This window comes from Microbacterium sp. NPDC090281 (assembly GCF_044769635.1).
Classification (GTDB): Bacteria; Actinomycetota; Actinomycetes; order Actinomycetales; family Microbacteriaceae; genus Microbacterium.
In genome coordinates, this window is record NZ_JBIVYH010000001.1 from 1,649,984 (window position 1) to 1,667,170 (window position 17,187).

Consider the following 17,187-nt stretch of genomic DNA (forward strand, 5'->3'; position numbering starts at 1 on the left):
GCGCCTTCTCCGTCGGCTGCATCCTGCCCGCCTAAGCTGGGCGGGTGATCATCCTCGCCGCCACTCCGATCGGAAATCTCGGCGACGCGTCACGGCGTCTGGTGGAGGTGCTGGAGAACGCCGAGGTCGTCGTCGCGGAGGACACCCGCACCACGCAGCGCCTCCTGAAGGCCCTGCAGATCGAGAACCGCCCTCGTCTGATCGCCCTGCACGATCACAACGAGAAGCAGAAGGCCGCCGAGCTGGCAGCACTCGCGGCCGAGACCGACATCGTGGTGATGAGCGATGCCGGCATGCCGACCGTGAGCGACCCCGGCTACGGGCTGGTCGCCGAGGCGGTCGCCCAGGGGGTCACGGTGACCGCGATCCCCGGACCGAGCGCGGTGCTGATGGCGCTCGCGATCTCGGGTCTTCCCACGGATCGCTTCACGTTCGAGGGTTTCCTGCCGCGCAAGCCGGGGGAGCGACGCTCGACGCTGCGGGCACTCGCCGCCGAACCACGCACGATGGTCTTCTTCGAGTCTCCCGCACGCCTGGCGAGCTCTCTCGCCGACATGGGCGCAGCGTTCGGTGATGAGCGGCGGATCGCGGTGTGCCGGGAGCTCACGAAGTTCTACGAAGAGGTGCGTCGCGGTACGGCGTCCGAGCTCGTGGCCTGGGCCGAGAACGGCGTGAAGGGCGAGATCGTCGTGGTCGTCGAGGGAGCGACCCGACGCGACGCCTCGCCGGAAGACGCGCTCGCCCAGGTGCAGAAGCTCGTCGCCGACGGCATCCGGCTGAAGGATGCCGCTTCCGAGGTCGCCGCCCTCAGCGGTCTGTCGTCCCGCGACCTCTACCAGGCGGCCCTGGCCGCCCGCTCCGGAGGGGCGTGACCGTGAGCAAGGCGGCGACCGTCTACGACGTGGCCGACCGGGCCGGCGTCTCGATCGCCACGGTCTCACGCGTGCTGCGCTCGCCGGACGCGGTGCGTCCGGTCACCCGTGAGCGCGTGCTCGATGCCGTCTCGGCGCTCGGCTACGTCCCCAGCGGCAGCGCCCGTGGGCTCGCGGAGCGCCGCACCGGCGTGCTCGGGCTGTACTTCCCCGGGTTCGATGCCGCGGAGGACGCCCCGCCGCTCGACGCGCTGTCAGCCGCCCGCGCCGATGCGCCGCCGTTCGCGATCGTCCGCGATGAGTCCGACGCCGACGGTGTGCGTTCATCGATGCTGTTCCTCGACGAGGTGCTCCGTGGTGCCGAGCTCGAGGCCTGGAAGCAGGGTTTCGTGCTCATGGTCGGAGTGGGACGCGACGACCCCGACCGTTCAACGGTGCGCGACATGGCCGGGCGCGTCGACGGGCTGATGGTCCTCGCGCGCAGCGTGCCGGACGATGTGCTGGCGCGCCTGGCGCGGCGCATCCCGGTGGTGGTGCTCTCCGGACCGCCGCGCGGCGATCACTACGACCACGTCACTGTGAGCAACGCCGAGGCGATGGCCGAGCTGACCCGACACGTACTGGCGCAGGTGGGGGATGGGCGGCTCGCCTTCCTCGCAGGGCCCGCGGATTCGCCGGATGGGTTGCAGCGGTGGGAGGGCTTCGCCGCGGCCGTGACGGCGGCCGGCCGGTCGCACGACGACGTGACCGTTCTGCGAGGCGACTTCACTCGGGCATCAGGGCGCCGGGCGGCCGAGGAGCTGGTCGGCTCGGGCGTGCCGGCAGCTCTCATCGCGGCGAACGATCAGATGGCGCTCGGCGCGCTCGACGTGTTCCGTGGAGCGGGCATCCGCGTGCCGCACGACGTGCTCGTCACCGGTTTCGACGGCATCGAGGCGGCGGCGCTCTCCCGGCCGCCGCTGACGACGATCCGCCAGCCGATGATCGACCTCGGAAGGGCGGCCGTGCAGGTGCTCGCGCGACGCCTGGAGAACGCGGAGGCCGAGCCCGTCGTTGCGCGCCTGCCGTTGCAGATCCTGCTGCGCGAGAGCTCGCAGCGCCCCTCCTGACCGGGGTCGCTCACGCCGGTGCGTCGGTGTCAAGGGGTTGCGAACGCAAAATGTATGCGCTTACAATCACTGAGGCGGTGCGAACCGTCCTGAGACGGCGAAGGCCGTGCGGGTGTTCCGAAGATCCGGTGTTCCGGGAGGAGCGCCCTTCATGACAGAGACGACATGAGGTGGCAGATGTCAGGTGGCACAACGCCGAGAGGGCGCTTGATCCAGCGCTGGCGCAGAGCAGCGATCGTGGGCCTCGCAGCCGTCGCGGTCGCACTCAGCGGCTGCAGCATCCAGATCACATCCCAACCCGATCCATCGATCGGCGCCGACACGATGCTGATCAACGCCGACAAGGGCAACCCGTTCTTCACCAAGAACTTCAACCCGTATCTCACCAACACGCGCACGGCGTCGCGGTGGATCTACGAGCCGCTGATCCTGATCAACCCGCTCGACGGCACGCAGAACCCGTGGCTCGCCTCGGAATGGGCCCAGCCCGACGCCCGCACGATCGTCATGACGATCCGCGACGACGTGAAGTGGAGCGACGGGGAAGACCTGACGCCCGAGGACGTGGCCTTCACGTTCCAGCTGCTGAAGGACAACCCCTCCCTCGACATCAAGGGCGCGTGGCAGCACCTCGACAGCGTCGAGACCGAGGGCAGCGATGTCATCCTGCACCTCAAGACTGAAGATGCTCCTTCGCTGTCGATCCTCGGACAGACCATGATCGTGCCCGAGCACCTCTGGTCCGATGTGAAGGACCCCGGCACCTACCGCAACGAGACGCCGGTCGGCACCGGCCCCTTCGTGCTGGGCAACTACAACGACCAGCAGTACTCGATGGACAAGAATCCCGACTACTGGCAGGCCGACTCGATCGAGATCGAGCACATCATCCTCCCCGCCACGAACTCGCAGCTCGACACCGTCAGCCGCGGCTACGACTGGGCGTACGCCTTCATCTCCGACGTCGAGGGCACCTGGGGGGCGGCGAGCGAGCACAACTCCTGGTGGTTCCCGCCGGGCGGCGTGATCGCGCTGATGCCGAACCTCGAGGTCGCACCGTTCGACGACGTGAACGTGCGTCGCGGCATCGCGCTCTCGCTCGACCGTGAGGAGATCGCCGAGACCGCCTCCGAGGGATATATGAAGCCGGCCGGTCAGACCGGACTCATCCTCCCCAACCAGGAGCAGTACCTCGATCCGAGCATCCCCGACCAGGGCATGATCACGCAGGACAAGGATGCCGCTCTCGCCGCTTTCGAGAAGGCCGGCTACACCCTCGACGGCGACCGTCTCGTGGACGCGAACGGGGAGCAGCTCGAGTTCGCACTCACCACCGCCAACGGCTTCACCGACTGGACGAGAGCCGCGCAGACCGTGCGCAGCCAGCTCGCCGACGTCGGCGTGAAGGTCACGCTGAAGCTCCCGCAGCCGGCGGGCTACCAGAGTGCGATCAGCAACGGCGACTTCGAGATGGCGATCGGCGGCATGGGCAACGGTGACGTCTACCAGGCCTACAACAACCTGCTCTCGAGCGAGTTCTACGTGCCGTCGGGCGAGCCGACGGCCAACAACTTCGAGCGCTTCAAGTCGGAGAAGGTCGATGCGCTGCTCGCCGAGTATCGCGAGACCGTCGACACCACCCGCCAGGCCGAGATCGTGAGGGAGCTGCAGGGCATCGTCTACGACGAGATGCCCGTGATCGGCCTCTACTACGGCGGCATCTGGGGCCTGTTCAACGACGCCAAGTTCACCGGCTGGCCGAGTGAGGAAGACCCGTACATGATCCCGCAGAACTACGACTCAGCGCCGCTGATGATCTTCACTCACCTCAAGCGCGTGGACGGGGATGACCGATGAAGTACGTTCTCCAGAAGTTCGGCCTGTTCGTCCTCACCCTGTGGGCCGCGATCACCCTGAACTTCTTCCTTCCGCGCATGATGCCCGGATCCCCGGCGGATGCCGCGATCGCCAAGCTGTCCCAGAACGGGCCGGTCTCCGACGCCACGCGCGCAGCCATCGAGGCGCAGCTGGGTGTTCCGACCGGATCGCTGTGGGACCAGTACATCGCCTACCTCGGCCAGGTCGCCCGGCTCGACTTCGGCGTCTCGTACACGTTCTACCCGCAGTCGGTGTCGAGCATGGTCTCAACGGCCCTGCCTTACACGATCGGACTCGTCGGCATCGTCACGATCCTCGCGTTCGTGATCGGCACGCTGATCGGCGTCGCGGCCGCCTGGCGCCGAGGAACCTGGCTCGACACGCTGCCGACACTCACCGGCTCGTTCCTGAGCACGTTCCCCTACTTCTGGACGGCGCTGCTGCTGCTGTTCTTCTTCGGCTACGTGCTGCACTGGTTCCCGACCACCGGCGCCTATTCGGCGACCACGACCCCGGGGTTCACCTGGGAGTTCCTCGGCGACCTGATCAGCCACGCGTTCCTCCCCGCGCTGACGATCCTGCTCACCTCGCTCGGCGGCTGGATCATCGGGATGCGCAACGCCATGATCAACACGCTCGGCGAGGACTACATCACCTTCGGCGAGGCGAACGGTCTGCACGGCCGCACGATCGCCCTCCGGTACGCCGCGCGCAACGCGATCCTGCCGAACCTCACCGGCTTCGGGCTCACGCTCGGCGGTGTGGTCGGCGGATCGATCCTCGTGGAGCAGGTGTTCGGCTATCCGGGCATCGGGTATCTGCTGTTCAACGCCGTGATCGGGCAGGACTACCCGCTCATGCAGGCACTCTTCCTGATGATCACCGTGAGCGTGCTCATCGCCAACTTCCTCGTTGACATCCTCTACGGGGTTCTCGACCCAAGGACGCGCCGATGACTTCCACCATGAACGTCAAGATCCCCGCCGAGCGCATCGCCGCGCCCAGCCCGTGGCGTGCCTTCGGGCGCATGGTCGCCACGCTCTGGAGCAACGGCAAGGCTCGACTCGGGCTGTGCCTGCTCGCCTTCTTCGTGCTCGTGGCGGTTTTCGCCCCGATCCTCGCCCCCTACGGCGCGAAGGACAACACGTTCGAGCGCAACGCGGATGCCTCCTGGGCGCACTGGCTCGGCACGACCGCCGCCGGAGAAGACGTGCTCAGCCAGCTCATCTACGGCGCGCAGATCAGCCTCCTGGTCGGCTTCGCCGCCGGCATCCTGTCCACCATCGTCGCCGTGCTCATCGGCCTCAGCTGGGGATACATGCGCGGCTTCGCCGGCGAAGTGGTCGGCTTCATCGTCAACCTCTTCCTGGTGATCCCCGGACTCCCGCTCATGATCGTGATCGCCGCGTACCTGCAGAACGGTGGGATCCTGATGATCATCGCCGTGATCGTGGTGACCGGCTGGGCCTGGGGTGCTCGCGTGCTCCGCAGTCAGACCCAGTCGCTGCGCGGCAACGACTTCGTCACATCGGCGCAGTTCTCAGGCGACAGCAGGACGCGCATCGTGTTCCGCGAGATCCTGCCGAACATGACATCGATCATCGCCGGCACGCTCTTCGGGGCGGCCACCGCGGCGATCCTCGCGGAGGCGGGGCTGGAGTTCCTCGGCCTCGGTGACTCCAGCATCGTCAGCTGGGGCACCATGCTCTACTGGGCGCAGAACTCCAACTCCCTGCTCACCGGACAGTGGCTGCTGCTGTTCGCGCCCGGTCTGTGCATCGCACTGCTGGCGCTGAGCCTGACACTGATCAACTTCGGCGTGGACGGCATCTCCAATCCGCGCCTGCGAGAGGGGAAGGGCCGATGAGCGCCATGGACTCCAACGAGATCCTGCTCGATGTGCAGGGGCTGTCCGTCGAATACGCCTCGCCGGGCACCAAGCCCGTCACCGCGGTCGAGAACGTCTCGTTCTCGCTGCGCCGCGGCGAGTTCGTCGGGCTCGTGGGCGAATCGGGGTCGGGCAAGTCGACTCTCGGCTTCGCCCTCACCCGCCTGCAGAAGCCGCCGGCGCGGATCAGTGCCGGACGCATCCTCTTCGGAGGACGCGACATCCGCGAGCTGGATTCCGAGGAGCTGCGCCGTCAGCGCCAGGGCGGGTTCGCCATGGTGCTGCAGTCGGGCATGAACGCCCTCAACCCGGTGCGCACGATAGGCAACCACTTCCGCGACATCTTCGCCGCTCACGGCCACGTGCCCAAGGACGCCCGCGATGCGCGTGCCCGCGAGCTCATCGGCAAGGTCGGACTCGAGGCGTCGGTGCTCGCCCGCTACCCGGGAGAGCTCTCCGGCGGAATGCGCCAGCGTGCGTCCATCGCGCTCGCGCTCTCGCTCGAACCGCAACTGATGGTCTTCGACGAGCCCACCACGGCGCTCGACGTGCTCGTGCAGCACGCGGTCATGGACACGATCAAGGAGCTGCAGCGCGCCGAGCACTTCACCGCCATCCTCATCAGTCACGACCTCGGCATCGTGCTCGAGGCCACGGACCGGGTGATGGTGATGCACGAGGGACACATCGTCGAAGATGCGCCCAGCATCGACATCCTCCAGCGCCCACAGGACGAGTACACGCGGATGCTACTGAGCCACTACGCGGACCCCCGCGCGAAGACACTGTCGATCCCGGGCTTCGTCGACCTCGAGACGCGGCGTCGCGAAGGGCGCTCCCGCACGGACATGACCGAGACGCTGCCGACGGTGTCGTCGCGCGATGCCCGTCGTGCGGATGCGGCGATCGTGGTCGACGGCGTCTCGAAGCACTACCCGGCCCCGCGCCGCGGACAGGATGCCGTGACCGCGGTCGACGACGTGTCGTTCCGGCTCGAACCCGGAGAGGCACTCGCGCTCGTCGGCGCCTCGGGCTCGGGTAAGTCGACCATCGCCAAGATGCTCACCGGCGTCGAGAAGCCGACCTCCGGAACGGTTCACTTCGGCGATGTCGACGTGGCCTCTCTCAAGCGACACGGTCTGCGCGACCTGCGCAAAGACGTGCAGATGGTGTTCCAAGACCCGTATGCGGCGCTCAATCCGCTGCACACGGTCGAGTACGCCCTCACCCGTCCGGTCATGAACTACACGAAGCTGCGGGGACCGGAGGCCAGGGCCCGGGTGCTCGAACTGCTCGAGACGGTCGGTCTCACGCCCGTCGAGCAGTTCGCGGCCAAGCTGCCGCATCAGCTCTCCGGCGGCCAGCGGCAGCGCGTGGTGATCGCCAGGGCACTCGCGAGCGACCCGCAGGTGCTGATCGCCGATGAGCCGGTCTCGATGCTCGACGTATCCCTGCGCGCCGGTGTGCTGGCGCTGCTGGAGGATCTGCGCGAGAGGTGGGGCATCAGCATGCTCTACATCACGCACGACCTGCTGAGCGCGAGGCTCGTGACCCAGAACATCCTGGTCCTCAACGGCGGCCGGGTGGTCGAACGCGGCGAGACCGCGGAGGTGCTGCAGCATCCGGAGGATCCGTACACGATCCAGTTGCTGGATGCCGTGCCCAATCCCGCACGCCTTCGCTGACCATCACGACTTCAAACACAAGAGAGAGGAGAGCACTCGTGCTCGCATTCCCCGACGGCTTCCTGTGGGGTGCCGCGACAGCGGCCCACCAGGTGGAGGGCAACAACACCACGAGCAACTGGTGGGCGATGGAACACGCGCCCGGCTCGCCCATGGTGGAGCCCTCCGGTGACGCCGCCGATCACTTCCATCGCTACCCGGAGGACATGCGGCTGCTTGCCGCGGCCGGGCTGAACTCCTACCGGTTCTCGGTGGAGTGGGCGCGGATCGAGCCCGAGCGCGGCTTCGTCTCGCGAGCGATGCTCGACCACTACCGCCGCATGATCGACACGGCGCGTGAGAACGGGCTCGATCCCACGGTCACGCTCATGCACTTCACGGTGCCGCAGTGGTTCCAGAAGGACGGCTTCTGGCGTGCCGACGACGCGGTCGACCTGTTCGCCCGCTACGTCGAGACGGTCCTCCCGATCCTCGACGGCATCGACTACGTGTGCACCATCAACGAGCCGAACATCGCCGCGATGCTCGCCGGGGGAGAGGATGCAGCGAACCTCGTCGCCTACGGCCTCCCGAACCCCGACCTCGCCGTGGCCGACACGCTGCTGGATGCGCACCACCGTGCCACCGAGATCCTGCATTCGGTGCCGGGAGTCAAGGCCGGATGGACGATCGCCACGCAGGCGTTCCACTCCACCGGTGAGCCCGGAGCCGACGAGATGCTCGCCACGTACGGTGACCCGCGCGACCACTGGTACCTCGACCAGTCGGCCGGCGACGACTTCGTCGGCGTGCAGGCCTACACGCGCACCTTCATCGGCCCCGAGGGTCCGCGCCCGGTGTCGGCTGATGTCGAGACCACGCTGACCGGCTGGGAGTACTTCCCCGAGGCTCTCGAGATGGGCGTGCGCAGCGCCTGGGAGCGCAGCGGCGGAGTGCCGGTGCTCGTGACCGAGAACGGCATCGCGACCGCCGACGACACGCGTCGCATCGCCTACACGCAGGGTGCGCTCGAAGGTCTGCACCGCGCGATCTCCGACGGCATCGACGTGCGCGCCTACCAGCACTGGAGCGCACTGGACAACTACGAGTGGGCCAGCGGCTTCCGTCCCACGTTCGGCCTCATCGGCTTCGACCACGAGACCTTCGTGCGCTCGCCGAAGCCCTCGCTGGCCTGGCTCGGAGAGGTCGCGCGTCGCAACGGTCTCTGATCGACACGCACTCAAGATCGTGAGATCCGCGGTTTGTAAGAATTGCGGTGAATCGTGGCGTGCCCGGAGGGTTAGCCTCGGGTCATGACGCACGCGATGCACGCGACGCGGGGAGACACGCTCAGGTCGGCCGCTGCCGGCCTGAGCGCGTCGTTCCTCGCCGTCGGCCTGGCCGAACTCGTCGCCGCGGTGGTGGAGCCGAGCGCGAGCCCCTTCGCCGTGATCGGGAGCGGGCTCATCGACCTCGCACCGAGCTGGGCGAAAGACACGGCCATCGCGCTGTTCGGCACCGGCGACAAGGCAGCCCTGATCGTCGGCATCGCACTGGTGCTCGTCGTGGTCGCCGCGGGTGCCGGCATTCTGGAGCTTCGGCGATCCGGCATCGGTGCGGTGATCCTGGGCGCGCTCGGTGCGCTCGCCGTCGTGGCCGCGATGATCCGCCCTGGCGCGGGGCCGTTCGCGTGGCTCCCCGGTCTCGTCGCAGGTCTCGTCGCGGTGATGATCCTGCGCATGCTGATCCGCCGACTGCGTCCGGTCGCAGGCCTCGGCCCCGATGACGAAGATCGCAGGCGGTTCCTCGTGTGGACCGCAGGGGTCGCCGCGGCGGGCGCCGTCGCTCTCATCGTCGGCAATGTCGCACGGGGTGCGAGCCGTTCGATCGAGGCGGTTCGCGCCGCCCTGCGACTGCCCAAGGCCGCACGAGCGGCAGCGGCGGTCCCTGCCGGTGCGGAGCTGGCGATCCCCGGCCTCGCTCCCGTCGTGACCCCGAACGCGGAGTTCTACCGCATCGATACCGCGCTGATCGTCCCGCAGGTAGACCCGGCCGACTGGTCGCTGCGCATCCACGGGATGGTCGACCGCGAGGTGGAGATCACCTGGGACGAACTGCTCGCGATGCCGATGCAGGAGTCGGACGTGACGCTCGCCTGCGTGTCGAACGAGGTCGGCGGATCGCTGATCGGCAACGCCCGCTGGCTGGGTCTCCCGGTGCGGGAGTTGCTCGCGCGTGCGGGCGTCGACGCCGATGCCGACATGGTGCTCTCGACCTCGGCCGACGGCTTCACAGCCTCGACGCCGATCGAGGCGCTCACCGATGACCGCGATGCCCTGCTCGCGATCGGCATGAACGGTGAGCCGCTCCCGATCGAGCACGGCTTCCCGGTGCGGATGGTGGTGCCAGGGCTCTACGGCTACGTGTCCGCCACCAAGTGGGTCACACAGCTGGAGGTGACGCGGTTCGATCGCACCAAGGCCTATTGGACGACACGGGGATGGTCTGATCACGGACCCATCAAGCTGCAGTCGCGCATCGACGTGCCGCGGCGCGGTCAATCGATCCAGGCGGGCGATGCGGTGATCGCCGGGATGGCCTGGCAGCAGCACGTCGGCATCGCCGGGGTCGAGGTGCGCATCGACGACGGTCCGTGGCGTGCTGCGGACCTCGCGACCGCCATCTCCGCCGACACCTGGGTGCAGTGGAGCCTCGATTGGACGGCGGAGAGTGGCGCGCACACCGTCGAATGCCGGGCGCTCAGTGTCGATGGCGAGACGCAGACATCGGATCCGGCAGCCCCCGCGCCCGACGGTGCGCAGGGATGGCATCGCATCGACGTGTCGGTGGCGTGAGCCCGGGGCGGGCCTGCGTGCGAACGGCGTAACCACCCGCGGTATCCCACCTAGAATTGCTCCATGCCCGCAGGCGAATCCTTCTACATCACCACGCCCATCTACTACCCCTCTGATGTGCCTCACATCGGCCACGGGTACACCACGGTGGCCGTCGACACGCTCGCACGGTGGCACCGCCAGGCGGGGGATGACACCTGGATGCTCACGGGCACCGACGAGCACGGCCAGAAGATGCTGCGGGCCGCTGCGGCGAACAACGTCACCCCGCAGGAGTGGGTCGACAAGCTCGTCAGCGAGAGCTGGTTCCCGCTGTTGACGACGCTCGACGTCGCCAACGACGACTTCATCCGCACCACGCAGGAACGACACGAGACGAACGTGCAGACGTTCTTCCAGCGCCTGTACGACCGCGGCTACATCTACGCGGGCGAGTACGAGGCCCTCTACTGTGTGGGCTGCGAGGAGTTCAAGCCCGAGTCGGAGATCGTCGACGGCACCGGTCCCTTCGAGGGGCTGAAGGTCTGCGCGATCCACTCGAAGCCGCTCGAGCTGCTCCAGGAGAAGAACTACTTCTTCAAGCTGAGCGAGTTCCAGGACCGTCTGCTCGAGCTGTACAAGACGCAGCCCGACTTCGTGCGCCCCGACTCGGCGCGCAACGAGGTCGTGTCGTTCGTGAGCCAGGGTCTCAAAGACCTGTCGATCTCGCGTTCGACCTTCGACTGGGGCATTCCGCTGCCGTGGGACGAGTCGCACGTCATCTACGTGTGGGTCGATGCGCTGCTGAACTACGCAACGGCCGTCGGCTACGGCTCTGACGAAGAGACGTTCGAGCGCCGCTGGCCCGCGTACCACGTGGTCGGCAAGGACATCCTGCGCTTCCACGCCGTGATCTGGCCCGCGCTGCTGATGGCTGCCGGCCTCGAGGTGCCCAAGGGTGTGTTCGCGCACGGCTGGCTGCTGGTCGGCGGCGAGAAGATGTCGAAGTCGAAGCTCACCGGCATCGCGCCGACCGAGATCACCGACGTCTTCGGCTCCGACGCGTACCGCTACTACTTCCTCTCCGCGATCGCGTTCGGCCAGGACGGCTCCTTCTCGTGGGAAGACCTGTCCGCCCGCTATCAGGCCGAGCTCGCGAACGGCTTCGGCAACCTCGCCTCGCGCACCACCGCCATGATCGAGAAGTACTTCGAGGGGATCGTGCCGCCCGCGGCCGAGTACACCGAGAAAGACCTCACGATCCAGAAGATCGTGGCGGATGCTGCGGCGAACGCGGATGCGTCGATCGCGCAGTTCCGCATCGACGAGGCGATCTCGGCGATCTGGACGATCGTCGACGCGCTGAACGGTTACATCACCGAGAACGAGCCGTGGGCCCTGGCCCGCGATGAAGACCAGCGCGCGCGCCTGGGCACCGTGCTGTACACCTGCGCCGAGGGCCTGCGCGCGCTCGCCGTGCTGCTCTCGCCGGTGATGCCCCAGTCGACCGAGAAGCTCTGGATCGCGATCGGCGCCGCCGAGACCCTGGGTCGTCTGCAGGACCAGCCGATCCGTGAGGCCGGAGCCTGGGGAGTGCTGCGCCCCGGCACCAGCGTCAACGGCCTCGCGCCGCTGTTCCCGCGGGTGGAGCCCACGGCCTGAGCCGAGGTCTGAAACACATGGCAGATACGTACGTTCGCGAGCGCTCGGGTGACGGACGCAAGGATCTGAAGTATCCGTCGGCCCCCGAGCCGCTGACCGTTGCGGTGTACGACAACCATGCGCACCTGGAGATCGTCGACGGTGATGAGCCGCTGTCTCTGACCGAGCAACTCGACCGCGCGGCGGCCGTCGGCATCGCCGGGGTCGTGCAGGCCTCGGGTGACATCGAGTCGTCGCGGTGGGCGGTCGAGGCTGCGGCATCCGACTCCCGCGTGCTCGCCGCCGTCGCCATCCATCCGAACGATGCGCCGACCTATGCCGAGCAAGGGCGTCTGGGCGGTGTCGGTCTGGATGAGGCGATCGCGGTGATCGACGAGCTCGCCGCACACCCTCGCACCAGGGCGATCGGCGAGACGGGGCTCGACTTCTTCCGCACCGAGCCCGAGCGCCAGGCGCCGCAGTTCGAGTCGTTCGAGGCGCACATCGCCCTCGCGAAGAAGCACGGCATCGCGATGCAGATCCACGACCGCGACGCGCACGACGCGGTGCTGGAGACGCTCGCCCGTGTCGGCGCCCCGGAGCGCACGGTGTTCCACTGCTTCTCGGGCGATGACGCGATGGCGCGCGTCTGCGCCGATGCCGGGTATCACCTGTCGTTCGCGGGCAACGTCACGTTCAAGAACGCCCAGAACCTGCGCGATGCGCTGAGGGTCACCCCTCTCGACCGCATCCTGGTCGAGACGGATGCCCCGTTCCTCACTCCGGTGCCGCTGCGAGGCCGCCCGAATGCGCCGTACCTCGTGCCGATCACGGTGCGCTTCATGGCGGCCGAGCTGGGTATCGACGTCGATGAGCTGTGCGCGCAGCTTGCCGAGAACACCCTGCGGGTCTACGGTTCGTTCGACGACTGACTTTCGGGCTTGACGTCTTCCGGCCCGGTCTCGGCGACCGGCTTCGCGCTCACGATCTGCGAGATGGGCTTCCACACCAGCAGTAGCGTGAGCGCGGCGCCGACGAACGCGAACCACCAGGGAGCGGTGAGTCCCCACACCTGGGCGATGACGCCGCCGAGTGCCTGCCCGATGACCATGCCGCCGAACACCCCGACCATGTTCACCGACGCCACCCGGCCCTGCAACTCGGCGGGGACCAGACGCTGTCGTACGGTCGTGGAGATCGTGCCCCAGACGAACGCGTACGCGCCGAAGAAGAACATGATGACCAGGGCGACCCAGCCGGCGGTGGTGAGCGCGAACGACAGGTGCATGAGCACCTCGAGTGAGAGCACCACGCGCATCAGGGTCGCGAAGGAGACGTGCCGCTCCAGCCATCCGAAGCTGAGGGTGGCGAGGATGCCGCCAGCGGCCGATGCGGTCGTGAGCGCTCCGTAGCCGACCGCACCCATGTGCAGATGCTCGGTGGCGTAGAGCACGAGCACGCCCCAGGGAGCTGCCCACGTGATGTTGAACACCAGGATGATGAGCACCAGCATGCGCACCGGCGGGTTGCGCCACAGCCAGCGGAGCCCCTCGGCGATGTCGGTGTGCACGGGAGGGTGGGCGTCGGTCTCTCTCGGTGGGACGGGGGTCTTCGCCATGCGGGATATGAGCACGACGGCGAAGCTCACGCACACGACCTCGAGCAGGAACGGCCAGGCGGTGCCGGCGGCGAACAGGAACGCGCCGAGCGGCGGGCCGGCGAACTGGTTCGCGACCAGGTATCCGGCCTGGAGACGCGCATTGCCGATGCCGAGGTCGGCGGGCTTGACGAGCATCGGCAGCAGTGTGCTGCCCGCGGTGTCGACGAACACCTCGGCGGTGCCGTAGAGGAACGCGACCGCGAGGACGATCCAGATGTTGGCGACGCCGGTGACGAGGAAGACGCAGAGCGCCAGGAGCACCACGGCCCTGGCGGCGTTCGCGAACATGACCAGGCGCCGACGGTCGAAGCGGTCGGCGATCGCGCCGGCGTGCAGCCCGAACAGGAGCCACGGGAGGAACTGCAGGATCGCACCGGCCGCCACCAGGATCGGCGATGAGGTCATCGATGCGATGAGCAGGGGAGCAGCTGCGAGCGCGACGCCGTCGCCGACGTTGCTCGTCCACGACGACGCGAGCAGCCAGCGGAAGTCTCGGCCCATGCGGCGGGGCGCGATGAGTTCACCGAGGGAAGGCACCAGAGAAGACTACTGACGGCGGGGGACATCGGGTTGGTGGGGGAGAATGGGGGGATGACCGTCACCCTGCTCGGCGCCACCGAGATCCGCCGCCTCGCCGCCGAGCTCGACGTCACCCCGACGAAGAAGCTCGGCCAGAACTTCGTCACCGACGCGAACACCGTCCGCAAGATCGTGACGGCCGCTCGCGTGCAGCCGGATGAGCGTGTGGTCGAGGTCGGTCCGGGGCTCGGCTCCCTGACGCTCGCGATCCTCGAGACCGGAGCATCGGTCACGGCCGTCGAGATCGATCATCGCCTCGCGGCCCGCCTCGCGCAGACCGCTGCCGAGCACGGCGTCGAGGCCGACCGTCTCACGGTCGTCGATGCGGATGCGCTGCGCATCACCGAGCTGCCGGGCGAGCCCACCGTGTTGGTGGCCAACCTGCCGTACAACGTCTCGGTGCCGGTGCTGCTGCACTTTCTCGAGAACTTCGCCTACCTGCAGCGCGGTGTCGTGATGGTCCAGGCCGAGGTCGCCGAGCGGCTGGCCGCGAAGCCCGGCTCGAAGATCTACGGCTCGCCCAGCGTCAAGGCCGCATGGTACGGCGACTGGAAGCTCTCCGGAAACGTGTCCCGCCAGGTGTTCTGGCCGGTGCCGAACGTCGACAGCCTGCTCGTCGGGTTCGACCGCTCCGAAGGGGAACGCGGCACGGAAGACGAGCGTCGCCGCACGTTCAAGATCGTGGACGCCGCGTTCAACCAGCGCCGCAAGATGCTCCGCCAGGCGCTGTCCGGGCTCTTCGGCAGCTCGGCTGTGGCATCCGAGGTGCTGATCGCCGCGGGCGTCGCACCGACGGCTCGGGGGGAAGACCTCACGGTCGAGGACTATCAGCGCATCGCGCAGCAGGCCGCTGCGGCCGACGTACTCGCTGACGATGTCGCTCCCACCCAGTAATCTGGCACCGTGACCGAGTCCCCCCGCTTCCGCCCCGATGTCCCCGAGCTGCACCGTCCGTATGCCGCGGACGAGAGCCGCTACCAGCAGTTCGCCTACCGTCAGGTCGGCACGTCCGGCCTCTACCTGCCCCCGATCTCACTCGGGCTGTGGTGGAACTTCGGCGACAACATCCCGCTCGACAACCAGCGCGCACTGCTGCGCCACGCGTTCGATCGCGGCATCACGCACTTCGACCTGGCCAACAATTACGGTCCGCCTTACGGCTCGGCCGAGAAGAACTTCGGGCGCATCTTCGCCGAAGACTTCCGTCCGTACCGCGACGAGCTGATCATCTCGTCGAAGGCCGGCTGGGACATGTGGCCGGGCCCGTACGGCGACTTCGCGAGCCGCAAGTACATCCTCGCCAGCGCCGAACAGTCGCTCACGCGCATGGGCCTCGACTACGTCGACATCTTCTATTCGCACCGGGTCGACCCCGTGACGCCGATCGCCGAGACGGTCGGTGCGCTCGACACGCTCGTGCGTCAGGGCAAGGCTCTCTACGTCGGCATCTCCTCCTACAGTGCAGAGCGCACGGCAGAGGCCGTCGCGGTGGCGAAAGATCTCGGCACGCCGCTGGTCATCCACCAGCCGGCCTACTCGATCCTGAACCGCTGGGTCGAAGACGGCCTCACCGACACCCTCGAGCAGACGGGCCTGGGCGCGATCGCCTTCACCCCGCTGGCGCAGGGGCTGCTCACCGACAAGTACCTCGGCGACGGCACTGCCGAGCGTGCCCAGAAGCGCGGCTCGCTGCCCGAGGGGCACCTGACCGACGAGGCCGTGCAGACGCTCCGTTCGCTGAACGAGGTCGCGAAGGGGCGTGGCCAGTCGCTCGCGCAGCTCGCCCTGCAGTGGACGCTGCGCAACCCCGTGGTGGCCTCCGCGCTGATCGGCGCCTCGCGGCCCGAGCAGCTCGATGAGAACATCGCGGCTGTGAACGGTCCCGAGTTCACATCGGAAGAGCTCGCCCGCATCGACGAGCTCGCCGGAGCCATCGACGTCAACCTGTGGGCGAAGTCCTCGGAGCTGTGACCCGATCATGAGCCATGCCGCGTTCACCGATTCCGTGCACGTGCGCGCCCCGGGGAAGATCAACGTCTTCCTCGGGGTCGGCGGGCGGCATGACGACGGCTACCACGCGCTGGCGACGGTCTTCCAGGCGGTCTCCCTCTATGAGGATGTGATCGCGCGCCCGGCCGACGACTTCTCCGTGACGGTCTCCGGTGTGGAAGACATCGATGCGGTCCCGCTCGATGACCGCAACCTCGCGATGCGCGCGGCCAAGCTGCTCGCCGTCGCCGTGGATCACCGGGGTGGAGTCGCCCTGGAGATCCGCAAGAGCGTCCCTGTCGCAGGTGGCATGGGCGGCGGCTCGGCGGATGCCGCGGCCGCTCTCGTCGCCTGTGACGCGCTGTGGGGCACGGGCCTGTCTCAGGTCCGTCTGCATGACCTCGCGGCCCGACTCGGCGCCGATGTGCCGTTCGCGCTGCACGGTGGCACGGCGGTCGGCACCGGGCGCGGCGATCAGCTCAATCCGGCGCTCGCGCGCGGACGCTTCGACTGGATCCTGGTGCCCAGCGAGCAGGGGCTCTCGACGCCCGTGGTCTACGAGCGCCTCGATCTGCTGCGCGAGGAGGAGGGCGCGCTCGCCGACGATCCGCTTCCCTCGCTCGACGTGCCGATCCCGGTGCTCCAGGCGCTGCGGTCGGGTGAGCCGGCACTGCTCGCCGAGACGCTCTTCAACGACCTGCAGGCTGCGGCTCTCTACGAGCGGCCCGACCTCGCCGAGACGATCCGGCAGGGGATCGCGGCGGGTGCGCTGCAGGGCATCGTGTCGGGCTCCGGGCCCACGGTCGCCCTTCTCTGCCCCGATCCCGAGACGGCGCAGGACGTGCAGTCCTCCCTGCGTGAGACCGGGTTCGACCCACTGCACGTGCATGGCCCCGTTCCAGGCGCCCGCATCATCGGCTGACAGATACCCTTCTGGCCGGCATCCGTCTGGCGTCCTTCCCCCTGCTCCGGCATCCGTGGTTCATCCGGTGTTCATCGATTCCTGTGATCGGTAGTCGTGGCGCCTGAATAACCTGGCGTCACACCCATCAGGGAAGCATCGTTCAGGAGGA

At 68.0% G+C, this 17,187-nt stretch carries 14 protein-coding genes; 13 read left to right on the plus strand and 1 reads right to left on the minus strand.

The window, feature by feature from the left end:
• Positions 1–44 precede the first annotated feature (44 nt).
• The 10 genes from rsmI (at position 45) to ACIQTX_RS08065 (ending at position 12,818) form a co-directional block, all read left to right on the plus strand.
• On the plus strand, positions 45–872 hold the full coding sequence (gene rsmI, locus ACIQTX_RS08020) for a 16S rRNA (cytidine(1402)-2'-O)-methyltransferase (protein WP_028504025.1): 828 nt from the start codon (positions 45–47) through the stop codon (positions 870–872).
• Complete coding sequence (locus ACIQTX_RS08025) at positions 869–1,981, plus strand: LacI family DNA-binding transcriptional regulator (protein ID WP_402970992.1); 1,113 nt, start codon at positions 869–871, stop codon at positions 1,979–1,981. Before rsmI ends, ACIQTX_RS08025 begins: the two co-directional genes overlap by 4 nt.
• A gap of 237 nt (positions 1,982–2,218) precedes the next feature.
• Positions 2,219–3,838: an ABC transporter substrate-binding protein gene (locus ACIQTX_RS08030; RefSeq protein ID WP_402970995.1), complete on the plus strand. Its 1,620-nt coding sequence runs from the start codon at positions 2,219–2,221 to the stop codon at positions 3,836–3,838.
• Positions 3,835–4,815, plus strand: a complete 981-nt coding sequence (locus tag ACIQTX_RS08035) for an ABC transporter permease (RefSeq protein WP_028504022.1) — start codon at positions 3,835–3,837, stop codon at positions 4,813–4,815. Before ACIQTX_RS08030 ends, ACIQTX_RS08035 begins: the two co-directional genes overlap by 4 nt.
• A complete protein-coding gene (locus ACIQTX_RS08040) occupies positions 4,812–5,726 on the plus strand; it encodes an ABC transporter permease (RefSeq protein ID WP_105526963.1) in 915 nt (304 codons plus the stop codon). The genes ACIQTX_RS08035 and ACIQTX_RS08040 overlap by 4 nt, the downstream gene beginning before the upstream one ends.
• 5 nt (positions 5,727–5,731) lie before the next feature.
• Positions 5,732–7,432, plus strand: coding sequence for an ABC transporter ATP-binding protein (locus ACIQTX_RS08045; protein ID WP_402972982.1), 1,701 nt, complete (start codon positions 5,732–5,734; stop codon positions 7,430–7,432).
• A 38-nt stretch (positions 7,433–7,470) separates the two neighbouring features.
• Positions 7,471–8,640: a glycoside hydrolase family 1 protein gene (locus ACIQTX_RS08050; RefSeq protein ID WP_402971000.1), complete on the plus strand. Its 1,170-nt coding sequence runs from the start codon at positions 7,471–7,473 to the stop codon at positions 8,638–8,640.
• 84 nt (positions 8,641–8,724) lie between these two features.
• Positions 8,725–10,266, plus strand: coding sequence for a molybdopterin-dependent oxidoreductase (locus tag ACIQTX_RS08055; protein ID WP_402971003.1), 1,542 nt, complete (start codon positions 8,725–8,727; stop codon positions 10,264–10,266).
• Between the two features lie 63 nt (positions 10,267–10,329).
• Positions 10,330–11,907, plus strand: coding sequence for a methionine--tRNA ligase (gene metG / locus ACIQTX_RS08060; RefSeq protein ID WP_105526960.1), 1,578 nt, complete (start codon positions 10,330–10,332; stop codon positions 11,905–11,907).
• 17 nt (positions 11,908–11,924) lie between these two features.
• The gene (locus tag ACIQTX_RS08065) at positions 11,925–12,818 is read left to right on the plus strand and encodes a TatD family hydrolase (protein ID WP_402971007.1); all 894 of its coding nucleotides are present in this window, start codon (positions 11,925–11,927) and stop codon (positions 12,816–12,818) included.
• Here ACIQTX_RS08065 and ACIQTX_RS08070 read toward each other — a convergent pair.
• Positions 12,797–14,083, minus strand: a complete 1,287-nt coding sequence (locus tag ACIQTX_RS08070; protein WP_402971010.1) for an MFS transporter — start codon at positions 14,081–14,083, stop codon at positions 12,797–12,799. The two genes, ACIQTX_RS08065 and ACIQTX_RS08070, sit on opposite strands and share 22 nt — an antisense overlap.
• Before the next feature lie 54 nt (positions 14,084–14,137).
• On the opposite strand from ACIQTX_RS08070, the gene rsmA reads away from it, so the two are divergent.
• The 3 genes from rsmA to ACIQTX_RS08085 are packed head-to-tail and all read left to right on the plus strand — an operon-like array spanning position 14,138 to position 17,036.
• Entirely contained in the window at positions 14,138–15,019 is an 882-nt protein-coding gene (rsmA, locus tag ACIQTX_RS08075) for a 16S rRNA (adenine(1518)-N(6)/adenine(1519)-N(6))-dimethyltransferase RsmA (protein WP_402971013.1), read from the plus strand.
• Positions 15,020–15,028: 9 nt separating this feature from the next.
• Positions 15,029–16,096: an L-glyceraldehyde 3-phosphate reductase gene (mgrA, locus tag ACIQTX_RS08080; RefSeq protein ID WP_105526734.1), complete on the plus strand. Its 1,068-nt coding sequence runs from the start codon at positions 15,029–15,031 to the stop codon at positions 16,094–16,096.
• A gap of 7 nt (positions 16,097–16,103) precedes the next feature.
• Positions 16,104–17,036, plus strand: coding sequence for a 4-(cytidine 5'-diphospho)-2-C-methyl-D-erythritol kinase (locus ACIQTX_RS08085; RefSeq protein ID WP_402971016.1), 933 nt, complete (start codon positions 16,104–16,106; stop codon positions 17,034–17,036).
• The last annotated feature ends 151 nt before the right edge of the window (positions 17,037–17,187 follow it).

Coding starts and splice junctions, on each gene's coding strand:
- ACIQTX_RS08065 (WP_402971007.1), top strand. CDS start 11,925: ATGGCAGATACGTACGTTCGCGAGCGCTCGGGTGACGGACGCAAGGAT.
- ACIQTX_RS08055 (WP_402971003.1), top strand. CDS start 8,725: ATGACGCACGCGATGCACGCGACGCGGGGAGACACGCTCAGGTCGGCC.
- rsmA (WP_402971013.1), top strand. CDS start 14,138: ATGACCGTCACCCTGCTCGGCGCCACCGAGATCCGCCGCCTCGCCGCC.
- ACIQTX_RS08085 (WP_402971016.1), top strand. CDS start 16,104: ATGAGCCATGCCGCGTTCACCGATTCCGTGCACGTGCGCGCCCCGGGG.
- ACIQTX_RS08035 (WP_028504022.1), top strand. CDS start 3,835: ATGAAGTACGTTCTCCAGAAGTTCGGCCTGTTCGTCCTCACCCTGTGG.
- ACIQTX_RS08045 (WP_402972982.1), top strand. CDS start 5,732: ATGGACTCCAACGAGATCCTGCTCGATGTGCAGGGGCTGTCCGTCGAA.
- metG (WP_105526960.1), top strand. CDS start 10,330: ATGCCCGCAGGCGAATCCTTCTACATCACCACGCCCATCTACTACCCC.
- ACIQTX_RS08040 (WP_105526963.1), top strand. CDS start 4,812: ATGACTTCCACCATGAACGTCAAGATCCCCGCCGAGCGCATCGCCGCG.